We start from the raw sequence: 20,101 nt of genomic DNA, 5'->3' as shown, positions 1-20,101 counted from the left end.
ACGGCGCGTCTGGGTGAGATTGTGCCGTAGCCACCGCCTCGACGGGAAGGGACAGGGCCCGGGTTACTCGGCGGCGGCGCGGGCCTTCACGAAGATCAGCGGGTGAGGTCGTCGGCGTTCACGGTACAGGCGGAACGCGAAGGGTGCCCAGAGGATGACGGCGACGCCCACCCCGACGAGCATCCCGCCGATCGTGTCCGAGATCCAGTGTGCGCCGAGGTAGGTGCGACTGAGCATCATCAGAAGGGTGTAGATCGAGCCGGCGATCCAGACCCAGGTGCGCGCGAAGATGATGCCGAGCGTCGTGGCAATGAGGGCGGCGTTGGCACTGTGTCCGGAGGGAAAGGAACCGAAGTCGGGAGTGACCAAGATCTCGGTCGGCCGGGGTCGTCCTACGACGTTCTTTATCAGGAGCACCACGAGCACACTGGTGAGTGCTGCGCACGCGTAGTACAGCGCCGCCCAAGGCCGACGCCAAAGGAGCAGGCCTGCGATGATGGCCGACGGCACGATGACGATGGAACTGATGCCGCCGCCGATCCAATTGAAGACGAGTGCCGGAATGGTCCAGATCGGCGCCCGCGCCTCGACCAGTTCTCCCATCCACTCGACTTCGAAGCCGAAAGGCTTGTTCGCCTCGCGGTAGAAGATGATCGCGGCCAGCACGACGACGAGGAGAAGGGCGCCTGCCGCCGACACGACCCACCAGAGGCGGGCGATGCGAACCGGCGCAGGAGCGTCGGATGATGCGAGCTCCGCGATCTTCTCGTCCATCGTCCGATCCTAAGGCGCGCCTGCCGCTAAGCTCGGCGCGATGACTGACACGGCGAAGAAGGTGGCCCGAACGGCCAAGAACAGCAGGGCGATGCAGGTGCTCGCTCGGGCCGGATTCGTGGCCAGCGGGGTGCTGCATGTCATCATCGGGTTCATCGCCATCGCCGTGGCGAGCGGGGGAGGCGGCGGACAGGAGGCCGACCAGTCCGGGGCGCTTGCCCAGCTCGCGCAGATGCCCGGCGGGCTGTTCCTGCTCTGGGCCGCCGCGGTCGGCCTCGCCGCGCTCGGCATCTGGCTGATCCTGAGCGCTTTCCTCGACCGGGCGTGTGAGACCAAACGCAAACGGTCGGTGCACATCGTCCAGAACATCGGCAAAGCTATCGCCTACCTGGCGGTCGCTTTCACGGCATCCGTCTTCGCGATCGGGGGAACGACCAGTTCGGCGCAGTCGACGAGCCAGCTCGGGGCGACGCTTCTCGCCAGCCCCGGCGGAGTGTTCCTCGTCGGGCTCATCGGGCTGGTGCTGCTCGGCATCGGCGGTTACATGGTCTACAAGGGCGTGTCGAGGCGATTCGAAAGGGATATCCGGATGCCGGCTTCGTCCGCCGGCCACGCCGTTCGCGTTCTCGGCATCGTCGGGTACGTGGCCCGCGGTGTGGCATTCGGCGCCGTGGGTGTGCTGTTCCTCGTCGCCGCGATCACGAACGATCCCAGCAAGACGACGGGTCTCGACGGTGCACTCAAGTCTCTGGTGACTCTGCCGCTGGGTGTGCTGGTGCTGCTCGTCATCGGCGCGGGATGGATTCTCTACGGCATTTACGCGTTCTTCCGCGCGCGCCTCGCCCGGCTCTGACCCGTCCGTGCTCAGGCGCCCGGGGACTCGACTTTCACCGTTCGCCAGGTGTCGACGGCGATCACGCCGCCGAGTACGACGAGCGACAGCGACAAGGAGCCCAACACGTCGGTCGGCCAGTGGTAGCCGAGGTAGACGCGGCATGAGGCGGTCAGTGCGACCAGGACGATCGCGACGAGAAACGCCACCACCGTCGAGACGGGATTACGTCGGCGGGAGAAGACCAGGAACGTCGTGATGAGCAGGAAGTCCGTCGCCCCCATCACGTGGCCGGACGGGAACGACGGCGTGTGATCGACCTCGAGGAGCATGGAAGTTATGGGGGGCCGCTCTCGACCGACGATCGGCGCGAGAATCTGCACGATGGCCACGCCGAGAATCATGCCGCCGGCAAGCAGCAGCGGCCGCCATGCGTGCTTCGCTGCGAAGCCCCACCACACTGTCGTGACGAGCACGATGACAGGCATCGCGATCGGGCCGAACACCGTGGCCGCGATGGCCATGATCACCGTCAGCGTCGGGGACCGCATGCCCTCGAGCCAGCCTTGGATAGGGCCGTCGATGACCGACAGGCCGTCGCTCTCGCGCACGGAGTCGAGGATCAGGAGAAAGCACGCCAACCCGACCACGGCGAGCACCGCCGCGATGATGTACAGATTGCGACGCTTCGAGGCGGGCACCGTGCGTACCTCCACGATGAATCTCTCGTGGAAGCGACGCAGTCGTCCGGGCGTCTCGATCGTGGTCACCATCTGTCTCCTGTTTCGTGCGGTCAGCGCCCTCCACCGTAATACGGTCCGCATCCGCTCAGTGGCCATGACAGCTACGCCGACGGCGCTGGCGCCATCTCGATCGCCGCATGCATCTCGCGAACGGTGCCGGAGAAGCGGGCAGCACGGAAGCAGGGGATGCTCCCGCGACAGCTGACAGCAGAATCAGACGCTACAGCGCCCGATCAGCGTTCGCTGGCTCGGTCGACCACCTCGCGTGCCACGACCGACAGCAGGCGACCGCTCTCCCGAGCGCGTTGACGCAGAACGCCGAACGCGTGGTCCATATCGATCTGCTCGGTGTGCGCCAGAACGCCCTTCGCCTGCTCGATCACGACTCGGCTGTCCAAGGCACGTTGGAGCTGGTCGCGCGTGACGTCGGCCTCGCGGAGTGCACGTTCGTGGAGGATGCCGATCGTCGCGATGTCGGCAAGGGCCTGCGCGACCACCGCATCCTCGGTGCCGAGCGGGCCGGGGCGATCGCTGAAGAGGTTGAGTGAACCGATCGTCTGGTCACGCAGGCGCAGCGGGATCGCGTGCATCGAGCGGTATTCGAGCTCTGACGCGGCGAGTGCGAACGCGGGCCAGCGTGCATACGTCGAGGCGATGTCGTCGACGGTCACGACTCGGCCCGTCTCGTACGCATCGACGCAGGGCCCCTCGCCCGCATCCAACTGCAGGAGCCCGATGAGACGGCTCCGCTCGCTGGTAGAGGCGACGACCTCGAGATCTCCGGCGGCGTTGGGCAGGAGGATGCCGGCGTCTGCGGCCTCAAGAGTGTGGACGCAGCGGGTGACCAGGCCATAGAGGAGGTCCACCACGTCGTAGCCGACGACAAGTGTGTCGGCGAGATCGACGAAGGTCTGGACGATCTCCTTTTCCCTTGTGCCGGTGGCCATCTCACCAATCTACGCCTGTCGGAGAACCCTTAGTCGCTGAAATCGAGCGTGCGAGCGGTGATATCCGCCGCCACGTCCCTGACCGATCGGCCTGATGCGTAGGCGTGGCCCCGGATGACCAGGAGCGCGTCTTCCGCTGGGACATTCAACTGGGCGATCACCATGCCGGTCGCTTGGTGGACGATGCGCCGTGACGACGGGTCCTTCGGGTCGTGTATCTGTTCGACCGCGCGACGCAGAACTTCGAACGCAGCCTCCCGCGCGAGAGTCGCCGCCTGTGCGACCTCGCGCTCCGACAGCGCATCGGGAGTCGACGAATAGAGGTCGACCGCTCCGATGTCGAGCGAGCCGACGGCCAGAGGGAACGCATAGGCAGCCCTGATCTCGTGAGACGCGATGGCGGCCTGAAGAACCGGCCAGCGGGCCGCCGGGGATGAGTGCCGCAGGTCGCGAATCAGCACCGGCGACCTCGTGTCTCGCGCGGCCCAGCACGGGCCCTCGCCATAGTCGAGCTGCAACTCATCGAGCAGGGCGGCGAGTGGATCGCTCGCGCACACCGTCTCGAGCTCGAACGGGTCGCCGAGTGTTGAGATGGCGACGTGTTGCACAGGCAAGCCTGTGAGGAAGGCCGAACACAGACTCGCTGATTCGGCTTGGGAAGATGGCAGCGACATGGAGTCCCCTTGATTCGTACCGCCTGCGATGGCGGCCTGGGTCCACGACTACCTGGCATCAGTCTATAGCGCGATGCTGTGAGGGTCGGGGGAGGACCCTCACCCTGTCATTCGGCCGCAGTCCGGCCTACACTCGTGAGCGGAGGCATCCCACTCGGACGCGCACGCGCCCTGCAGAGAAGGAATGTCTCATGAAGAAGATGTTGGCCATAGCGGCTGCCACCGGAATCCTCGTATTGATCGGCGCATCGCCGGCGCACGCCAATGGATACACGCCGCCGGGAACTCTCGTCGACGTCGCCGTGGCGGCCTCGGGCGGTGGGACTCCCGATGACAACCCGAACGACTACGACATCCTGGTTCAGGCCGTCGTCGCCACGGGTCTCGCGCCCGTGCTCTCCGACACGTCGCGCTCGTTCACCCTGTTCGCTCCGAACGACCGTGCGTTCGAGCGCCTCGTGACCGACCTCACCGGCGTCGAGCCTGCCTCGGAGTCGGCAGCCCTCGCGACGATCACGACCGCCCTGACTCTCGACCAGATCAAGAACGTGCTGCTCTACCACGTGGTGCCGGACCGCCGGCTGGGTCCTCTGCAGGTCATCTTCGCGGGCTCACTGACGATGGCCAACGGCGGCATCGTGAAGCCGCGCATCATCACCCTGCGGGACGAGAACGGCGCCCTGCGTGATCCTCGCCTCGTCCTCAGTGCCATCAACATCAGGGCGAGCAATGGGGTCATCCACACGATCGACCGGGTTCTCGTTCCGGCTACGCTCTAGGCCCGCCGGGTTCCCGAAAAGTCGGTGATAGGCAGCCGAGAGGGTCGCGCGGAGGCATCGGATCGCGACCCTCTCGGTTCGCCGGGACCTCACTCATGCATGAGTGGGGAAACCCCTGACACTCCCATTTCCCTCCCGCGGGTGCAATCGGATGCAGTGAGGGGCGCATTCGTGGAACGAGCGGCGGAGGTCATTACTCGATCAGGGCTCCGCGGCGCTGGTCGTCCTCGACATCCTGGCGATGGCCGGACGGATCACCGCTCGCTCGGCCGGACTGAACAGCGATATGACCTGTTCGACGCTGGAGGAGATCATGGTCAGTTCTGATTCCATGCGGGCCCTGCCCCGACGGGTCAGGAAGTACTCGACGTGTTCGCTGTGCCGGCCTCGGATACGGCAGAGCAGTGCGCCGTCCCGGACGAGCCGGCGCACGATGTCGGTGCCGTCATCGACGCTGATCTGGAGAGTACCGACGAGGTACGCGACGGGGAAGGCCTCCCGGTCGCGCACATACTGCAGCGCGAGCAGCTCCTCGAGCCGTTCGTCGACCTCTTCGGGAATAGGGCTCTCGTGGACACCCTGCATGTTCGCCTCCGGTTCTCGGGAGAGTGCTCGATCGTGAGCCCCTTACCCTTGGAATACGGCCGTGACGGGCCGAACGGATGCACTGCGTACTTCGACCATCCGCCTCTGCCGTTGCGCCGAGGGGGCAGGGCATGCGGTCACTATGCTGGAGCCGACCATCGTGGGCCGAAGCAGGCGGCTCCCGTGCTGCTCACTGGGGCGGCGCATGGGCATCGTGGAGAGGCCTTGACGAAGGTGACCGGACTGGATGACGACGCGGCTGTCGCGACGGCATTTCGCGACGGCGACGAGCTCGCGCTGGCTGCGGCGTACGCCCGATGGTCCGGACTTGTCTATACGCTCGCGCTGCGTGCGCTCGGAGTGGCTGCGGATGCCGAAGACGTCACTCAGCAGGTCTTCATCTCCGCGTGGCGAGGGCGCGCGACCTTCGACCCCGATCGGGCACCACTAGCCGCATGGCTCGTCGGGATCACGAAGCGGAGGATCGCGGATGCGTTCGATGCTCGATCCCGCATCCGTCGTGCCGAGGAGGCCGCGGCATCGATCGTCGCCGTGCGTGAGCAAGGGCCGGCTGTCACGGACGTGACGGAGCGACTGCTCATCGCGGATGAACTCGCCCGACTCGAGCCCGTTCCGCGCCGCGTCATGTCGCTGGCCTTCTACGGCGACATGACCCATTCGGAGATCGCGGATGCGACCGGGCTGCCCCTCGGCACCGTCAAGAGCCACATCCGGCGCAGCCTCGGCCGCCTGAGAACACGATTGGAGGTGGATGACGATGCATCTCGATGAGGAGACCCTCGCCCTCTTGGCACTCGAGAACACGGCGCCGGATGACGCACAGCGCGCTCACCTCGGCAGCTGTTCCCGCTGTTCCGCCGAGCTCGAGTCACTCAGCCGTGTCGTCGCCACCGGGAGGGCATCGGGGGAGGTCGAGATCGCCCAGCCGCCCTCGAGCGTGTGGAGCGCCATTCACTCCGAGCTCGGACTCACCGCCGCAGTGGCCGCGGTACCCGTCGCACGGCCCGAGCCCCCGGTCGTCGACGTCGGGCCCGTCATCGCGCGGCGCCGATCGGGCTTCGCACGCTCGTGGCCCCTCGCGGCGGCGGCGCTCGTCGTGGGAGTGCTCGTGGGCGCGCTCGCGACGACGCTCTGGTTCGTGCCTGCGCCGCACGTGGTTGCCGAGGCCGCCCTCTCCCCATTCCCGTCCTGGCAGGCGTCCGGCACTGCTCGCGTCGAAAATCGCGGTGGCGTGCGGGACGTGGTCGTGCAGCTGAAGGCGCCCGGGGGCGGCCTGCGCGAGGTCTGGCTCATGGACCCCGACACCTCTGGACTCGTGAGCCTCGGCCTGCTCGACGGGAGTGCCGGAGAGTTCCGAATCCCGGCCGACCTCGACCTGGCACGCTACTCCGTCGTCGACATCTCCGAGGAGCCCGATGACGGGAACCCGGCGCACTCCGGCGACTCGATCGTGCGAGGACGGCTCCATCCCCTCTGAAGCACCGAGAGCGCACAGTCGAGGAGCGGCTAGAACGGGTATCGACCGGGCAGGGTGCTCGTCGTGATCAGCCGGATCTCGGTGAAGTCCTCGATGGCATAGTGGCCGGAGCGTCCCCAGCCGCTGTCCTTCACGCCGCCCACGGGCAGCGCCGCCTCGCTGGCCATGGTCGGAGCGTTCACGTGCACGATGCCGGCGTCGAACCTCTCGGCCAGCTCCAGCCCACGGGCTCGATCGCGCGTCATGATCGAGGCGCTGAGCCCGTATCGGGTGCTCTGAGCGTCTCGGAACGCGGACTCGACATCGTCGAAGGCCTCTACGACGAGCAGCGGCCCGAACGTCTCGTCCGACCCGGTGGTGCAGATCGCATCCGCCGGGACATCGGTGAGGATCGTCGGCGGGTACACACGCCCGTCGGCTCTGCCTCCGGTCACCAGCGTCGCGCCGCGGTCGAGTGCATCCTGAACGCGGGTCTGGATCTGCGTCACGGCGCCGTCGCTGATAAGCGGCCCGATGATGACTTCGGGGTCGGTCGGGTCGCCGATCTTGAGGGAGCGGACGCGAGAGGCGAGGCCGGCGACGAACTCGTCGTGGATCGCGCGGGCGACGTACACCTTGCGTGAGTTCATGCAGACCTGACCCTGATGCAGGAACGCCCCGAACGCGACCGCCTTTATCGATTCCTCGACATCGGCGTCCTCGAGCACGATGACCGGGTTGAAGCCGCCGAGTTCCAGCACCATGCGCTTGAGTGACCGCCCGGCGCGCTCGCCGAGGATGCGTGCGGTCCTGTCCGATCCGGTGAAGTTGATGCATCGCACGTCGGCGCTCTCGAAGAACACGTCGGCGATCGCGGCGGCGTCTCCCGGTGCGTGCGTGACGACGTTGAACGAGCCGGCAGGAAACCCGGCCTCCTGGAGGATCTCCGCGTGCACCAGCCCGGCCGACAGCGGGGCGAGTTCCGACGGCTTGATGACGGTCGTGTTCCCGAATGCCATGGGGAGCAGGAACGTGCGCCAAGCGAGGTAGAAGGCCCCATTCCAGGGTGTGAAGCCCGCGACGACGCCGAGAGGCTTTCGCGTGACCAGCGCCATCCGGCCGGGGGTGTCGCTGCGCAGCACGTCTCCAGCGGGAAGGTACCCCCACCCGGCCGCCTGCCGGAGCATCGCGGCCGATAACCGGATCTGGAAAGTGGAGAAGGTGCGGCTGGCCCCGCCCTCGACCGCCATCAGCCGCACGAGTTCCTCGGTGCGGCGCTCGACGATGTCGGCTGCTCTGAGAAACAGCCGCTGTCGCATCTCGGGAGCAAGGTCCGCCCAGGCGGGGAAGGCGGCAGCGGCAGCGGCAACGGCGGCTGCCGCATCGGCGGTGCCCCCGGCTGCCGCTTCGGCGACGAGTGTGTCGTCGAGCGGATTGCGAACCGGGAAGGTTCGATCGTCGGAGGTCGTCCATTCCCCGTTGATGAAATGCGACGTGGTGGTGGCAGTGCCTGCTTCTTCGGTGATGCTCATCGTCGTCCTTACTCAATCGGTGAGGCGTTGCCTCGGTCGAAGGCCGTCGCTTCAGATGTGGAGAAGCGATTCCGCGTTTCCGTGGGCGATCTTGTGCAGATCGCCGGAATCGAGGGGTGCTGATCGCAGGTAGTTGGTCGCCGTGGCGCTGTTGCCGAATGGGTGATCGACGGAGAACATGACGCGATCCACTCCGAACGCGGCCAGCGCGCACAGCAGCGGCGCATCGGAGTTGTAGCCGGAGGTCGTGAGGTGCAGATTGCGGCGCAGCGTGTCTGCGACGCCCAGGTCGTGTCCCGTCACGACCGGATCGAGCATGGTCGCGATCCTGTCGAGGTGAAACGGCAGGCCTTCCCCCATGTGCCCGACGATGAGCTTCAGAGTGGGCAGTTCCTCGAAGACGCCCGCGACCACCATCCGCAGCACGTGGAGCCCGCATTCCGAGTGCCAGCCCCAGCCCGACGTCGACAGGCAGGCGCTGACCTCCGGCGGCAGACCCGAGTAGTAGCTGTCGTAGACGGCGGAGGGCGGTGGGGCCGGATGCAGGTACACGGGCACATCCAGTCGTGCGGCTTCCCGCAGGATCGGCCGGACCGACAGGTGGTCGAGGAACACGCCACGCGTCTGGCCGTGGATCATCGCACCGAGGAAGCCCAGCTCCTCCACGCACCGGGTGAGTTCCCCGACCGCCCTCGTCGGGTCGGCCATCGGCAGTGCGGCGAATGCCCGGAAGCGATCGGGATGCCTCGACACCGTTCCGGCCATCCGGTCGTTGAGCTCGCGACTGAACCGCAGGGAGGACTCCGGTTCGAGGTCCTGCACGAAGTAGCCGAGCACGGAGAGCACCTGCACGTCGATGCCGGCCTCATCCATGATGCGCAACCTGCCCTCGCCGAGGTCGTCGAGCGCACCGGCCCGCGCACCCGCGCGCGCCCCGAGGTCGATGCCTGCAGCCGCAACGATGTCCCGAGGCAGCATGTGCTCTTCCAAAGCGATGATCCTCATCGAACTCCCAACGTGAGGAAGGTGGATCGCGGGCTGATCGAATCAGACACGACGGATGCCGGCGCACCAGACGCCCCGGATGGAGCGCGTCGCTGCGATGTCCACGGTGGGGTCGTGATCCAGCAGCACGAGGTCGGCGCGGAGACCCGGGGCGATCCTGCCGCGATCAGCCAGTCCGAAATGCCGGGCAGCAACCGATGTGGCGGCGTTCAGTGCCTCGACCGGGGTGAGTCCGGCTGCGACGAGAAGAGGGAGTTCGTCATGCAGGCTGCTCCCGAAGGGCGGAGACGCGGGAGCCGCGGGCGTCTCGTTGGCGTCTGTACCCGCGAGGATCGGCATTCCGGCAGCGTGCAGAGCGGTGACCGACGCCTGCGCCGGCGCGTAGTCCGGACCGGGAATCCCGGCGGCGGCGAGTCGATCGACGATGCGCTGCATCATCGTGAGGGTCGGAACGATCACTGCGCCTGCCGCCACGAGTTCGGCCGCCTGCGCGGCCTCGATCGACCGATCGAGCGGGGCATGGGTCAAGACGTCGACACCGGCACGCTGGGCCATGTCGACGGCGGCGTGGCGCGACGCATGCGCGACGACCATCAGGCCGCGCCGGTGAGATGCGTCGACGAGGGCGTCGACGGTCGCCTGGTCGAAGCCGGGGAGGTCGATCACGATCTTGATGTAGTCGGCGCCCTGCTCCATGTGAGCATCGACCCATCCGGCCGCGTCGGACGGGCCGCGAACGAGGGCCTCCCGTGCCGCCGGAATCGCCTTCATGCGTTCGGCGTGGGCGCTCGCCGGAGAGGTCGCAGCCATCAGCGGACTCCGGATGTCGGTGACGCCGGGCGAACCTCTGAGGGCGGCGACCAGCCGGGCGGGCGAGCTCATGTCGAGTCCCGTCGTGACACCGTAGGCGGAGAGCCTCTCCAGCGTCTCGGGTCCGGAGAGGTGCACGTGGCAGTCGATGAGTCCAGGAATGAGGTAGCCGCCGGATGCGACCTCCTGAGCTCCCAGAGCCTGGCTGCCGATGACTTCCCCGTCGATCACGACGTCTTCCGGGGCGCCGAATGCGTCGTCGCGGTAGACGCGCACACCCTGCAGCACACTCCGTGTCACGCGGCCACCGTGGCCGCGCACCTGAGCGCGAAGTCGAGCTCTGCGGCTTGGAACTCGTCGCTCGGCCGGTGGAAGTCGATGCAGTGGCCGGCACCCGGCTGCAGCTCGGCGTCGACCAAGACCGAAGAGGTGAAGCCGGCACGGAACTCGTCGATCTCGTCCTGACTGGTCACCCAGAGGTGGTCGAACTCGCCCTGCCGATGGAACACGGGCACGGTGACGCGGGCACAGGTCTCCGCCCGGCGCGCGATCCACCCGCCGGTGATATCGAGCAGCTCGGCCTTCGGCACGAGGGTGTTCGACGGGTAGCTCGCAGCGGGCATGCCTTCGTCGTAGCTCTCAGCCGGCCCGAACATGAGCTGGTCCTTGAGGCCGACCGGCAGGTCGATCATCGGGATGTCCGGGAGGGCCGCCCAGGCTCCGGCGGACTCCGCGGGCACGCGCACCAGGCATCCGGAGGTTGCGAGACCGAGCAGGGGCCAGGACTGAGGCGAGGCGGCGATCGCCGTCGCCACCGCGCCACCGATCGAGTGGGCGATGAGCACGACCCCCGCCGTTCCGCCGCCGTACTGCTCCCAGAGCGACCCGATGGCGTCGCCGATGACCTCTGCATTTGCGAGAATGATCGATTCGTCGGAGGTCAGCGGCGAGGAGCCGACGTAGTTCGGGCGGTCGAGTGCGATCACCGGGATGCCGCGCTCTGTTGCGATCTCGAGCAGGGAGTGGCCGCTGATGTCGAAGTACTCCGAGGTGTACGTGCCGCCATGCAGCGCGACGATCAGCGGGGCATCGGGGCGGGCGTCGAGGTCGTCGCCGATGTTGGTGCGACCGCTGAAGGTGAAGCCGGATGCTGCACCGGAGCCACGCACGGAGTGGGTGAGGGGAGTGGACATCGTCGTCCTTTCGGTTGGGTGTTGTTGGGTGGGTCAGATACGGGTGACGGCGAGCGCGGCCCGCACCTCGGCCCCGACGGCGAGCGCGGCCGTGAGGTCGCGCTGCTCCGCGCGCTGCGTGAGGATGGCCGCGCCGGTCAGATCGGGGGAGAGGTCAGCGGGGCGGGTGATCACGAGGAAGTGGAAATGCGGATAGTTCTCGCCGAAGCTCAGGAAGTACACGGTCGGCGCGGCTGTCGCCTGCTGAATGGCGGCGACGAGTCGTTTCGACAGTGGACCGAACCCGGCGAGTTCGTCGATGGTGGCACCGGCCCAGCCTTCGGCGTGGCGACGCAATCGCAGGATGAACCACCCGGGAACGTCGTATCCGTCCGCGATCTCACACGACCACACGTCGTCGCGGTAGACGACGGCGTTCGCATCCGCCTCTTCGAGGTCGCAAGGAAGACACGCGCTCACGCTGAGACCTCGTCGTGGGCGAGAGCCTCGTCGAGGAAGGCCTCGATCGTGCGTGGTGAGCGGCCCGTGACGGAGAGGACGGTGTCAGTGATGAACGCGGACTCCCCCTGCTTGAACAGCTCGTACATCTCGCGGAAGTGGTCCGCCTCCCACGGCGCCATCCCACGTTCGATCAGCGCGGAGCGCACGCCATCGAGGCTCACGTCGACGACGGTTGGGGAGGTACGGCTGCGCTCGGCGACGAGCCCGGCGATCTCGGCGTAACCCACGGCCCGTGGGCCGGTGATGCTCAGCGTCTGGCCGTCCCAGTCATGCCGCGTGAGAACGCGGGCGGCAACGGCTCCGACATCTCGCGCGTCGACCATGCTGATCCCGGCGGAGCCGATCGGGTTGATGAGGTTGCCGGTCGAGCGGAGCGCAGGAAGCAGAAGCTGGCCGACGAGCACCTGCATGTACGAGTTCGGGCGCAGGATGACGAACGGCTGGCCGCTGTCGTGAAGCACACGCTCGATCTCCCAGTGCTCCCGGCAGGCGTGGGGTCCATCGGGCGTGATCGCGGATGCCGTACCGGAGATCTTCACGATGCGGATGCCGGTTCGACGCAGCGTTCGGATGACGCTCAGTTGCAGGTCGGCCATGGTGAAACTGTGCGGCGAGAGAAGAAAGGCGCTGTCGACGTCGTCGATCGCCGAGTGCAGAACGGCGGGATCGGTGACATCGCCCGCGATCACCTCGATGTCCTCGCCGAGTAGGGCGCGGGCGCGATCACCATCGCGAACGAGCACTCGAGGAGTCGACCCGATGGCGCGCAACTCCGCCACGACGTGGGGACCGACGTTGCCGGTCGCACCGAGCACCAGAACAGACATCGGCGCCTCCTCGCTATTCGCTACGATATATCCTGCATGCTAAGCGCACGGCCCCGGGGTCACAACCCACGTTCGGGTCGCGCGTCAGCGATCTTCGAGTGGGCCGATGTGGTCGCGGATGCGGCTCTCGTTGACGCTGAGGTGCTCTCGCAGCGCCGCGGCCATTGCCTCGGCATCGGCCACGAGGGCGGCATCCCTCAGCACGCGGTGGGTCTCATAGCGTCGGGCGCGCTCCTCCTCCGTGATGCGCGTGGGATCGAAGACGAGGTGGGTATAGCGTTCCGCCGCAACCCACAGGGTGTGCAGCACGCGGTCGTCCCACGCGTTGGCGGCTGGGTGCACGAGCGCTTCGTGGAAGTCGTAATGAGCCTGCCACGCGACCTCCGGATCGGGGTCGCGACTGGCCTCGAGCAACGCGTCGAGTCGGGCGACCTGACTGGGCGTGCGGTTGCCCGCTGAGGCTCCCGCGAGCGGAAGCTCGATGACGTACCGTAGGCGGTAGATCGCCGCGAGGTCCGCCGTGCTCAGCGGTGCGACGCTCGCCGCACGAGCCTGGCGGAGCACGATCAGCCCCTGTGATTCGAGTCGTCTGAGAGCCTCGCGAATCGGGATGTGGCTGACACCGAGCTGAGCGGCCAGATCGCGGATGGAGAACTCCGCACCCGCGGGCAGGGAGCCGGTGAGCACGGCGCGCCGGATCTCGGCCGTGACCAGATCGACGGCCGAGTTGTTCGCCGATGCGACCGAGCGCACCTGACCCTGGACCACCATCGAGCCCCTCCTCGTCATCGTTGCCTGCGTTCATGGTGTCACCGCCGGCGTCGAACTCCTGCGCCGCCACTGCAGACCTCGCACGCTATAAGATATATTCTCCCGGAACAAGGAAGCTCGGATGCGCTTCTCACCATCATTGCGATCTCGAAGGAGAGATACATGCCGGAGAACAAGGCCACGCACTGGCCGGCGAACCCCCCCAAACTGCACCACACCACGTTCACGACGCTGCGCATGAGCCAGATGGTGGAGTGGTATGGGCTGGTCTGCGGGCTTCGCCCGGTCTTCCAGAGCGATGAGGCGTCGTGGCTCACGAACGACGAGGCGAACCACCGCATCGCCTTCCTCTCGCCCCCCGGACTGAAGCACCCGACCGACAAGGGTCACGAGACGGGCATCCACCACACGGCCTTCGAGTTCTCGACCTTCGACATGTGGATCAACAACTACATCCGTCTGCGCGCCCACGGCATCGTGCCTTTCCTGCAGCTCGATCACGGCATCACGATGTCGGTCTACTACCAGGATCCCGACGGCAACGGGGTCGAGATCCAGGTCGATGGCTTCGGCGACTGGGCCGACTCCAGCGAGTGGATCGCCAACGCCAAGGAGTTCGCTGAGAACCCGATCGGCACGTGGTTCGATCCGGAGAAGCTCGTGGAGGCACGCGAGGCCGGACTCTCCTTCCAGGAGATCCACGAGCGCACCCGCGCCGGGGAATACCTCCCCACGGTCATCCCCGACGACATCTTCCTTCCCGAGGTGTGGTGACGTCTCTGAGTGCCGAGGGTATTTCGGCCAGACGCGTGCCCGTCGCCATCGTCGGCGGCGGCCCCGTCGGTCTCACGATGGCCCTGGAACTCGCCCGGCACGGTCGTGGCTGCGTGCTCGTGGAGCCGCGCCTCGACGTCGACCACTCCCGGCCACGCGCCAAGACCACCTCCGCCCGAACGATGGAGCTCTTCCGGCGAACGGGGGCGGCCGACGAGATCCGCCGTCGAGCGGCCATTCCCGCGTCGTGGTCGGATGAGGTGCGGTTCTGCACGACCGCAGCCGGCCATGAGATCACTCGGTTGCGCGGAGTGCTCGGACTCGAGCTCCTCGACTCCGAGCTCACTGCCGAGGGGGCCCAGCAGGTGACTCAGTCAGCAGTCGAGGAGGCATTGCGGGCGATGCTCGACGCTGAGCCCCTCGTCACGACCCTGTTCGGCAGTCGGGTGACGTCGGTCGACCTGACGCGGGATGGCGCTCGCCTGCAGGTGGAGGACCTCGACGACCGGCAATCCGTCGTCGAAGCGGACTACGTCATCGGAGCAGACGGATCGCGCAGCATCGTGCGGGCGGAGCTCGGGGCTCGCTACGAAGGCGCCGCCGCCGGCCGACCCAACGTGAACATCACGTTCCGTTCCCGCGAGCTCGCGTCGATGCTTCCCGAGCGCCCCGCGATCCACCATTGGGTGCTCAACCCGACCTTTCCCGGAGTGATCGGCCCGCTCTCGCTCGACGGCGAATGGTGGGCCATCGCAACGGCCACGGAGGCGATCGCCGACGACGACGAGGCAGCCGCGGTCGTGCGCGGGCTGGTCGGCGCCCCCATCGACGTCGAGGTGATCGCCACCGACCCGTGGCAGGCGAGGATGCTGCTCGCGGACTCGTACGGTTTCGGGCGCGCGTTCCTGGTCGGCGACGCGGCCCACCAGAACCCGCCGTGGGGAGGTCACGGCTACAACACCGGGATCGGCGATGCCGTGAACCTCGCCTGGAAGATCGCCGCGGTGTCGGAGGGCTGGGCGACGCCGGCCCTGCTCGAGAGCTACGAGGCGGAGCGACGGCCGATCGCGCAGCAGACGATCGCGCTCGCAGCCGGCAACCTGCGGGCGCTCTCGCACGACCTCACGAGCCCGGCAATGATGGCGGCGGGAGTGGACGGCGAGTCGGCCCGGGCGTCCGCCGCTCTCGCCATCGAGCAGGTGAAGCGCGCCGAGTTCTACAGCCTCGGCCTCGTGCTCGGGTACGGATACGGCCCACACGCCGCGGCTCAGACGCCCTCACCCGACCTCTACCTGCCGGTCGCGGCACCGGGGAATCGACTTCCTCACTCCAGAAACGCGGCGGGCGACTCGCTGTTCGATCTTCTCGGCTTCGAATTCACGGCACTCGGTGCTGAGGCCGATGTCGAGCCGTGGATGGCAGTGGCCGGCCGGCGCGGGATTCCGCTGGTGCACGTAGATCCCGGCGCCCACGGCTTCGATTCCACCACGCCGGGCGAGGTCTCTCTCGTGCGCCCGGACCAGCACATCGCCTGGATGGGGAAAGCCTCGGCCGACCCCGACGAGGCGTTCGATGCGGCCCTCCTCGGCTTCACCTCTGCTCCCTGACGCACGCTCGAAAGGAAACCCCATGCGCATCGCCAACTCCGCCGGCCGGCTCGTTCTCGTCGACCAGGACCGCATCCTCGATGTCGAGGCCGCGAGCGAGGGCAGGTTCGCAGCAGACCCCGCCCTCGTCTTCTCCCGATGGCGCGAGTTCGAGGAGTGGGCCGCATCGATCGATGTCGGCGCGCACGCGGATGCGGCACCCGCCGAGATCGGGGCATTCGGCGCGCCGTCGCCGCGCCCTCGGCAGGTCGTCGGGGTCGGATTGAACTACGCCGACCACGCCGCCGAATCTGGCCTGCCGCTTCCCGAGCAGCCCGTGGTGTTCACGAAGTTCTCCTCGTCGGTGAGCGGGCCATCGACAGAGGTACCACTGCCGGGCGCCACCGTGGACTGGGAGGCAGAACTGGTGGTCGTGATCGGTCGTGGAGGGCGTCACATCCCTCGGGGCGAGGCTCGTGATCGGATTGCGGGATACACGGTCGGGCAAGACCTGTCGGAGCGCACGGTGCAATGGCAAGGTCAACCGGCGCAGTTCAGCATGGGCAAGTCGTTCGAGGGCTTCGCGCCGACCGGCCCGGTCATCGTCACACTCGACGAGCTCGCCGATCCCGACAGGCTGGCCATCTCGACGACGATCATCTCGGCCGACGGAGCTCAGACGGTCGTGCAGCGTGGCAACAGCGAGCAGCTGATCTTCGCCGTCGACGACCTCGTCAGCCGGCTCTCCGAGACGATCGAACTCCTACCGGGTGACCTCATCTTCACCGGAACACCCCCGGGAGTCGGTGCGGGAATGAACCCCAAGCGCTTCCTCGTCGCCGGGGAGAGCCTCGTGACCGAGATCGAGGGTATCGGGTCCATCACACAGCGTTTCGTGGCCAGCTCCTACGCGTGATCCTCGTCACCGCGGCGCACGGCAATCAGGGCAGACTGCTCATTCCGAAGCTGGTGGCCGGCAGCGAGCCCGTGCGCGCGATCGTTCGGTCCGAGGCATCCGCAGATCGGCTGCGTCTTCTGGGGGTGCACGACGTTCTCATCGACGACCTGGCAGACCCCCGACTTCTGGCCGAGGCCGTCGACGGCGTGCGCGCGATCTATCACGTCGGACCGACCCTGAGCCCCGACGAGCACGCGATGGGGATCGCTCTCATCGATGCAGCGCGTGCGGCGGGCGTCGAGCATTTCGTCTTCAGCTCGGTGCTCCACTCGATTCTCACCGACCTCGTGCAGCACGAGATCAAGCGCGACGTCGAGGAGCATCTGCTCTCCTCCGACCTCGAATTCACCATCCTGCAGCCGGCCAACTACATGCTCCCGCTCAAACTTCGCCCGGCTTTCGAGCGAGGCGTCTTCGAGCTCTCGTGGTCACTGGATCGGCGGCAGTCGTTGGTCGACCTCGACGACGTCACCGATGTCGCCGTCATGGCCTTGAGGCACGGCCAACGGCATGCGGGTGCGACCTATGAACTGGTCGCACCCGGCCGGTACACGGCTCGGGAGCTGCGCGACGTCATCGCGCGGGTCATGGAGCGCCCCCTCGACGTGCGTGAGATCGATGCCGAGACCTACGCCAAGGCGTGGCTCGGTGCGGGCGATCGGGCCGATGCGCCACACCAGCTCGCGGTGCTTCGATCCATCTCCGCGCGCTACAGCGCCCACGACTTCATCGGCAACGCCAACGTGCTGTCATGGTTGCTCGGTCGGCAGCCGACGAGTTACGAGAGCTTCGTGCGACGTGAATGGTCGGCCTTTCTCGCACGGGATGCCGGCAATGGGCGAAGTGGCAGCGGGTCGTGAGCGGCCTGGCTGCTCCGTGAGGTGAGGCGCTCACCTCACGACGTCGAGCGATGCCCTCACGATGCTCTCGGTGTCGATGCCGTGATAACGGTAGACCGACTCGAGATCGCCAGCCTGACCGAACCCGGAGACGCCCAGACGACGCGCTTTCACACGGTTGATGCCGGCGAGGAACGCGAGGGTGTGAGGGTGGCCGTCCAAGACGGTGACCATCGGTCGCGCACGATCGGCGGGGAGGATCTGATCGAGGATCCATGGCTGTCCCTCTCCGTCGGCGTCGCGTGCCTGAAACGCTTCGAACAAGAGACCCGGGTTCGTGACGCAGACGACATCCGCGGCGATGCCGATCCCCTCAAGACGGTCGGCGGCGGCGAGAGCCTCCGTCATGAGCGCCCCCATCGCGACGATCGTCATCTGAGGATCGGCGGCGCACCGCAGCAGGTAGCCCCCGGCGACAACCTGCCGTCTGCGCCGCTCGCGGGCGGCCGGATCACCCGGCACCGCGGCGAGCCTCTGGTCGACGGGCCGCGTTGAGAGGCGCAGATACGCCGACTTTCCTCCCGGTCGACCCATCTGCGCCATCGCTGCGAGGAGCGTCCACTCGACGTCGACGACGAACGCGGGCTCGTAGCTGAGGCACTGGGGCTGTTCGAGCCCGATCGACGGCGTCGTGATCGATTGGTGTGCGCCTCCCTCCGACGCCAGGGTCACTCCCGACGGTGTTCCTACGAGGATGGATTGTCCGCCGGCGTACATGCCGTACGACCACGGTTCGAGCGCGCGTTCGACGAATGGATCGTAAATCGTGCCGATGGGGAACAGGGTCTCTCCCCAGCGACTCCACGTCGTGCCGAGTTCGCTGATGAGGCTCACCAGGTTGACCTCGGCGATGCCCAGTTCGATGTGCTGTCCGCTGGGCCGCTCCCGCCAGTGCAGGAGCGTCTCGCCGTCGTCGTCGAACCAGTCATGGCGTTCCCGAGTCGACCAGACGCCCACCTTGTTGATCCAGCCTGCGAGATTGGTACTCGAAGAGACGTCCGGGCTGACGGTCACGACGCGGCGGGCCACAGCCGGCGCGACGCGCGTGAGGTCGAGCAATGCCCGGCCCAGCGCGGCCTGGGTGGTGCCCGAGCCCGTCGGCGTGTGCCCGAGATCCGTTGGTACCCGTGGGGCGGCGACGGCGGGGATGATCGGTCGGTCGAGTCGAGCCGCCGCCGTGGAGCAGAGCGCTCCCTCGGCCGATCCCGGCGCGAATCGCGACCACGGCGCATCCGTTCGCTCGCCGAGGGACGCGGCGAACGCGTCATACTGCTCGATCGACAGCAGCGAGGAGTGGTTCTGCGGGTGTCCCTCGATCGGAAGACCATGACCCTTGATCGTGTAGGCGATGATCACCGTTGGACGGGAGTCATCGATCTGAGCGAAGGCAGCACGCAGCGCATCCAGATCGTGACCGCCGAGGTTGCGGATGGCGCCCGAGAGTGTCGCATCGTCGAGTTCGCCGATCAACGCCGCCACCGCCTCGGCCTGCTCGTCAACGCCCGGCAGACGCAGACGCAGCTCAGCGGCGGAGCAGCGCAGCAGCCGCTGGTATTCGGCGTTGGACATGCCGACGATTCGCTCGCGGAGGGACGTCCCGCCGGGGCGTTGCATGAGGTCCTCGAGCAATCGGCCGAAGCGCACCGGGATGACCTGCCATCCGGCGGCTTCGAAGAGCTTCTCGATCTTGCCGGCGGCGATGTTGGGAACGACGCGGTCGAGGGATTGCCTGTTCAGGTCGACCACCCAGACGATCTCTCCCAGATCCTGGACGGCGGAGTCGAGCACGGCCTCCCAGATGGCGCCTTCATCGAGCTCGGCGTCGCCGAGCAGCGAGTACTGCCGACCCCGGTTGGGCGTTCCGGTGAGGGTCTCGGTGTATCGTCGCGAGATCGCGCCCCACAGCGGAGCGGTCGCCCCGATGCCCACCGAACCGGTGGAGTAGTCGACTGGATCGGGATCCTTCGATCGGTTCGGATAGCTCTGCAGTCCACCGAACTCACGAAGGGTCGGGAGGTAGCGCTCGTCAAGGCCGCCGAGCAGGTAGTTGATGGCGTGCAGCACAGGAGAGGCGTGCGGCTTCACCGAGACCCGATCCTCACTGCGCAACTGCTCGAACCACAGCGAGGTCATGATCGTGACCATCGATGCGCTCGATGCCTGGTGGCCACCCACCTTCATGCCCGAAGGGTTGGGTCGCACGCGGTTGGCGTGGTGCACGATCGAGGTCGCCAGCCAGAGCACGCGCTGCTCGATGCGCTGGAGGGCGTCGGCGGCACGGCGGTCCTCCGCATACGAGGACGTCGAGGCGGGTGCGGCCTCGAAGGTGGATGCCGCCGCCGAAGACAGTGCAGTCAAGGGGGCGTTCGACATCATCGTCTCCAGACGTCAGCCGGTTGAGGCCGTCAGCGAGGGTGATGGCCTCACGGCAGTG

At 67.3% G+C, this 20,101-nt stretch carries 21 protein-coding genes; 8 read left to right on the top strand and 13 right to left on the bottom strand.

The window, feature by feature from the left end:
• Positions 1-63 precede the first annotated feature (63 nt).
• The gene (locus WDJ51_RS15285; protein WP_337853328.1) at positions 64-774 is read right to left on the bottom strand and encodes a phosphatase PAP2 family protein; all 711 of its coding nucleotides are present in this window, start codon (positions 772-774) and stop codon (positions 64-66) included.
• 40 nt (positions 775-814) lie between these two features.
• Between WDJ51_RS15285 and WDJ51_RS15280 the strand changes: the two genes are divergently transcribed.
• Complete coding sequence (locus tag WDJ51_RS15280; protein ID WP_337853327.1) at positions 815-1,627, top strand: DUF1206 domain-containing protein; 813 nt, start codon at positions 815-817, stop codon at positions 1,625-1,627.
• 11 nt (positions 1,628-1,638) lie between these two features.
• Here the strand turns inward: WDJ51_RS15280 and WDJ51_RS15275 are convergent, their stop codons facing one another.
• From WDJ51_RS15275 to WDJ51_RS15265, 3 genes are all read right to left on the bottom strand, one after another.
• On the bottom strand, positions 1,639-2,379 hold the full coding sequence (locus WDJ51_RS15275; protein ID WP_337853326.1) for a phosphatase PAP2 family protein: 741 nt from the start codon (positions 2,377-2,379) through the stop codon (positions 1,639-1,641).
• 203 nt (positions 2,380-2,582) lie between these two features.
• Positions 2,583-3,296 (bottom strand): GAF and ANTAR domain-containing protein, encoded by a 714-nt coding sequence (locus WDJ51_RS15270; RefSeq protein WP_337853325.1) that lies wholly within the window; start codon positions 3,294-3,296, stop codon positions 2,583-2,585.
• 29 nt (positions 3,297-3,325) lie between these two features.
• Positions 3,326-3,970, bottom strand: coding sequence for a GAF and ANTAR domain-containing protein (locus WDJ51_RS15265; RefSeq protein ID WP_337853324.1), 645 nt, complete (start codon positions 3,968-3,970; stop codon positions 3,326-3,328).
• Positions 3,971-4,161: 191 nt separating this feature from the next.
• Between WDJ51_RS15265 and WDJ51_RS15260 the strand changes: the two genes are divergently transcribed.
• Positions 4,162-4,749, top strand: coding sequence for a fasciclin domain-containing protein (locus WDJ51_RS15260; protein ID WP_337853323.1), 588 nt, complete (start codon positions 4,162-4,164; stop codon positions 4,747-4,749).
• 201 nt (positions 4,750-4,950) lie between these two features.
• Here WDJ51_RS15260 and WDJ51_RS15255 read toward each other — a convergent pair whose 3' ends face one another.
• On the bottom strand, positions 4,951-5,334 hold the full coding sequence (locus WDJ51_RS15255; protein WP_337853322.1) for a hypothetical protein: 384 nt from the start codon (positions 5,332-5,334) through the stop codon (positions 4,951-4,953).
• Positions 5,335-5,568: 234 nt separating this feature from the next.
• Here WDJ51_RS15255 and WDJ51_RS15250 point away from each other — a divergent pair, with 234 nt between their 5' ends.
• A complete protein-coding gene (locus tag WDJ51_RS15250) occupies positions 5,569-6,126 on the top strand; it encodes an RNA polymerase sigma factor (protein WP_337853354.1) in 558 nt (185 codons plus the stop codon).
• Complete coding sequence (locus WDJ51_RS15245) at positions 6,107-6,832, top strand: anti-sigma factor (RefSeq protein ID WP_337853321.1); 726 nt, start codon at positions 6,107-6,109, stop codon at positions 6,830-6,832. Before WDJ51_RS15250 ends, WDJ51_RS15245 begins: the two co-directional genes overlap by 20 nt.
• A 29-nt stretch (positions 6,833-6,861) precedes the next feature.
• On the opposite strand, the gene WDJ51_RS15240 is transcribed toward WDJ51_RS15245, so the two are convergent.
• The 7 genes from WDJ51_RS15240 to WDJ51_RS15210 all read right to left on the bottom strand — a co-directional run bounded on the left by WDJ51_RS15240 (position 6,862) and on the right by WDJ51_RS15210 (position 13,450).
• On the bottom strand, positions 6,862-8,343 hold the full coding sequence (locus WDJ51_RS15240) for an aldehyde dehydrogenase family protein (RefSeq protein WP_337853320.1): 1,482 nt from the start codon (positions 8,341-8,343) through the stop codon (positions 6,862-6,864).
• Between the two features lie 51 nt (positions 8,344-8,394).
• Entirely contained in the window at positions 8,395-9,348 is a 954-nt protein-coding gene (locus WDJ51_RS15235; RefSeq protein WP_337853319.1) for an amidohydrolase family protein, read from the bottom strand.
• Between the two features lie 42 nt (positions 9,349-9,390).
• A complete protein-coding gene (locus tag WDJ51_RS15230; protein WP_337853318.1) occupies positions 9,391-10,458 on the bottom strand; it encodes an amidohydrolase family protein in 1,068 nt (355 codons plus the stop codon).
• Positions 10,455-11,351: an alpha/beta hydrolase gene (locus WDJ51_RS15225; RefSeq protein WP_337853317.1), complete on the bottom strand. Its 897-nt coding sequence runs from the start codon at positions 11,349-11,351 to the stop codon at positions 10,455-10,457. The genes WDJ51_RS15230 and WDJ51_RS15225 overlap by 4 nt, the downstream gene beginning before the upstream one ends.
• A gap of 33 nt (positions 11,352-11,384) precedes the next feature.
• Positions 11,385-11,810: a hypothetical protein gene (locus tag WDJ51_RS15220; RefSeq protein WP_337853316.1), complete on the bottom strand. Its 426-nt coding sequence runs from the start codon at positions 11,808-11,810 to the stop codon at positions 11,385-11,387.
• The gene (locus WDJ51_RS15215) at positions 11,807-12,679 is read right to left on the bottom strand and encodes an NmrA family NAD(P)-binding protein (RefSeq protein WP_337853315.1); all 873 of its coding nucleotides are present in this window, start codon (positions 12,677-12,679) and stop codon (positions 11,807-11,809) included. Before WDJ51_RS15215 ends, WDJ51_RS15220 begins: the two co-directional genes overlap by 4 nt.
• 84 nt (positions 12,680-12,763) lie before the next feature.
• Positions 12,764-13,450 carry a GntR family transcriptional regulator gene (locus WDJ51_RS15210; RefSeq protein WP_337853314.1) on the bottom strand — a complete coding sequence of 229 codons (687 nt, stop codon included), beginning with the start codon at positions 13,448-13,450 and terminating at the stop codon, positions 12,764-12,766.
• A gap of 162 nt (positions 13,451-13,612) precedes the next feature.
• Between WDJ51_RS15210 and WDJ51_RS15205 the strand changes: the two genes are divergently transcribed.
• From WDJ51_RS15205 to WDJ51_RS15190, 4 genes are read left to right on the top strand one after another with little or no spacing between them, the layout of a single operon-like run.
• A complete protein-coding gene (locus WDJ51_RS15205) occupies positions 13,613-14,224 on the top strand; it encodes a VOC family protein (protein WP_337853313.1) in 612 nt (203 codons plus the stop codon).
• Positions 14,221-15,831, top strand: a complete 1,611-nt coding sequence (locus tag WDJ51_RS15200; protein ID WP_337853312.1) for an FAD-dependent monooxygenase — start codon at positions 14,221-14,223, stop codon at positions 15,829-15,831. Before WDJ51_RS15205 ends, WDJ51_RS15200 begins: the two co-directional genes overlap by 4 nt.
• A gap of 22 nt (positions 15,832-15,853) precedes the next feature.
• Positions 15,854-16,726, top strand: a complete 873-nt coding sequence (locus WDJ51_RS15195; RefSeq protein WP_337853311.1) for a fumarylacetoacetate hydrolase family protein — start codon at positions 15,854-15,856, stop codon at positions 16,724-16,726.
• Complete coding sequence (locus WDJ51_RS15190) at positions 16,723-17,628, top strand: NmrA family NAD(P)-binding protein (RefSeq protein WP_337853310.1); 906 nt, start codon at positions 16,723-16,725, stop codon at positions 17,626-17,628. Before WDJ51_RS15195 ends, WDJ51_RS15190 begins: the two co-directional genes overlap by 4 nt.
• A gap of 30 nt (positions 17,629-17,658) precedes the next feature.
• On the opposite strand, the gene WDJ51_RS15185 is transcribed toward WDJ51_RS15190, so the two are convergent.
• Entirely contained in the window at positions 17,659-20,025 is a 2,367-nt protein-coding gene (locus WDJ51_RS15185) for a transketolase-like TK C-terminal-containing protein (RefSeq protein ID WP_337853309.1), read from the bottom strand.
• Positions 20,026-20,101 lie beyond the last annotated feature (76 nt).

Source organism: Rathayibacter sp. YIM 133350 (assembly GCF_037404875.1).
GTDB lineage: Bacteria > Actinomycetota > Actinomycetes > Actinomycetales > Microbacteriaceae > Orlajensenia.
This window is presented reverse-complemented; position numbering and strand designations above follow the sequence as displayed.

What these genes read in the sequence shown, in the direction of transcription:
- WDJ51_RS15260 (WP_337853323.1), top strand. Translation starts at nt 4,162, where the DNA reads ATGAAGAAGATGTTGGCCATAGCGGCTGCCACCGGAATCCTCGTATTG.
- WDJ51_RS15275 (WP_337853326.1), bottom strand. Translation starts at nt 2,379, where the DNA reads ATGGTGACCACGATCGAGACGCCCGGACGACTGCGTCGCTTCCACGAG.
- WDJ51_RS15240 (WP_337853320.1), bottom strand. Translation starts at nt 8,343, where the DNA reads ATGAGCATCACCGAAGAAGCAGGCACTGCCACCACCACGTCGCATTTC.
- WDJ51_RS15235 (WP_337853319.1), bottom strand. Translation starts at nt 9,348, where the DNA reads ATGAGGATCATCGCTTTGGAAGAGCACATGCTGCCTCGGGACATCGTT.
- WDJ51_RS15215 (WP_337853315.1), bottom strand. Translation starts at nt 12,679, where the DNA reads ATGTCTGTTCTGGTGCTCGGTGCGACCGGCAACGTCGGTCCCCACGTC.
- WDJ51_RS15285 (WP_337853328.1), bottom strand. Translation starts at nt 774, where the DNA reads ATGGACGAGAAGATCGCGGAGCTCGCATCATCCGACGCTCCTGCGCCG.
- WDJ51_RS15205 (WP_337853313.1), top strand. Translation starts at nt 13,613, where the DNA reads ATGCCGGAGAACAAGGCCACGCACTGGCCGGCGAACCCCCCCAAACTG.
- WDJ51_RS15210 (WP_337853314.1), bottom strand. Translation starts at nt 13,450, where the DNA reads ATGGTGGTCCAGGGTCAGGTGCGCTCGGTCGCATCGGCGAACAACTCG.
- WDJ51_RS15270 (WP_337853325.1), bottom strand. Translation starts at nt 3,296, where the DNA reads ATGGCCACCGGCACAAGGGAAAAGGAGATCGTCCAGACCTTCGTCGAT.
- WDJ51_RS15265 (WP_337853324.1), bottom strand. Translation starts at nt 3,970, where the DNA reads ATGTCGCTGCCATCTTCCCAAGCCGAATCAGCGAGTCTGTGTTCGGCC.
- WDJ51_RS15225 (WP_337853317.1), bottom strand. Translation starts at nt 11,351, where the DNA reads ATGTCCACTCCCCTCACCCACTCCGTGCGTGGCTCCGGTGCAGCATCC.
- WDJ51_RS15255 (WP_337853322.1), bottom strand. Translation starts at nt 5,334, where the DNA reads ATGCAGGGTGTCCACGAGAGCCCTATTCCCGAAGAGGTCGACGAACGG.
- WDJ51_RS15245 (WP_337853321.1), top strand. Translation starts at nt 6,107, where the DNA reads ATGACGATGCATCTCGATGAGGAGACCCTCGCCCTCTTGGCACTCGAG.
- WDJ51_RS15280 (WP_337853327.1), top strand. Translation starts at nt 815, where the DNA reads ATGACTGACACGGCGAAGAAGGTGGCCCGAACGGCCAAGAACAGCAGG.
- WDJ51_RS15195 (WP_337853311.1), top strand. Translation starts at nt 15,854, where the DNA reads ATGCGCATCGCCAACTCCGCCGGCCGGCTCGTTCTCGTCGACCAGGAC.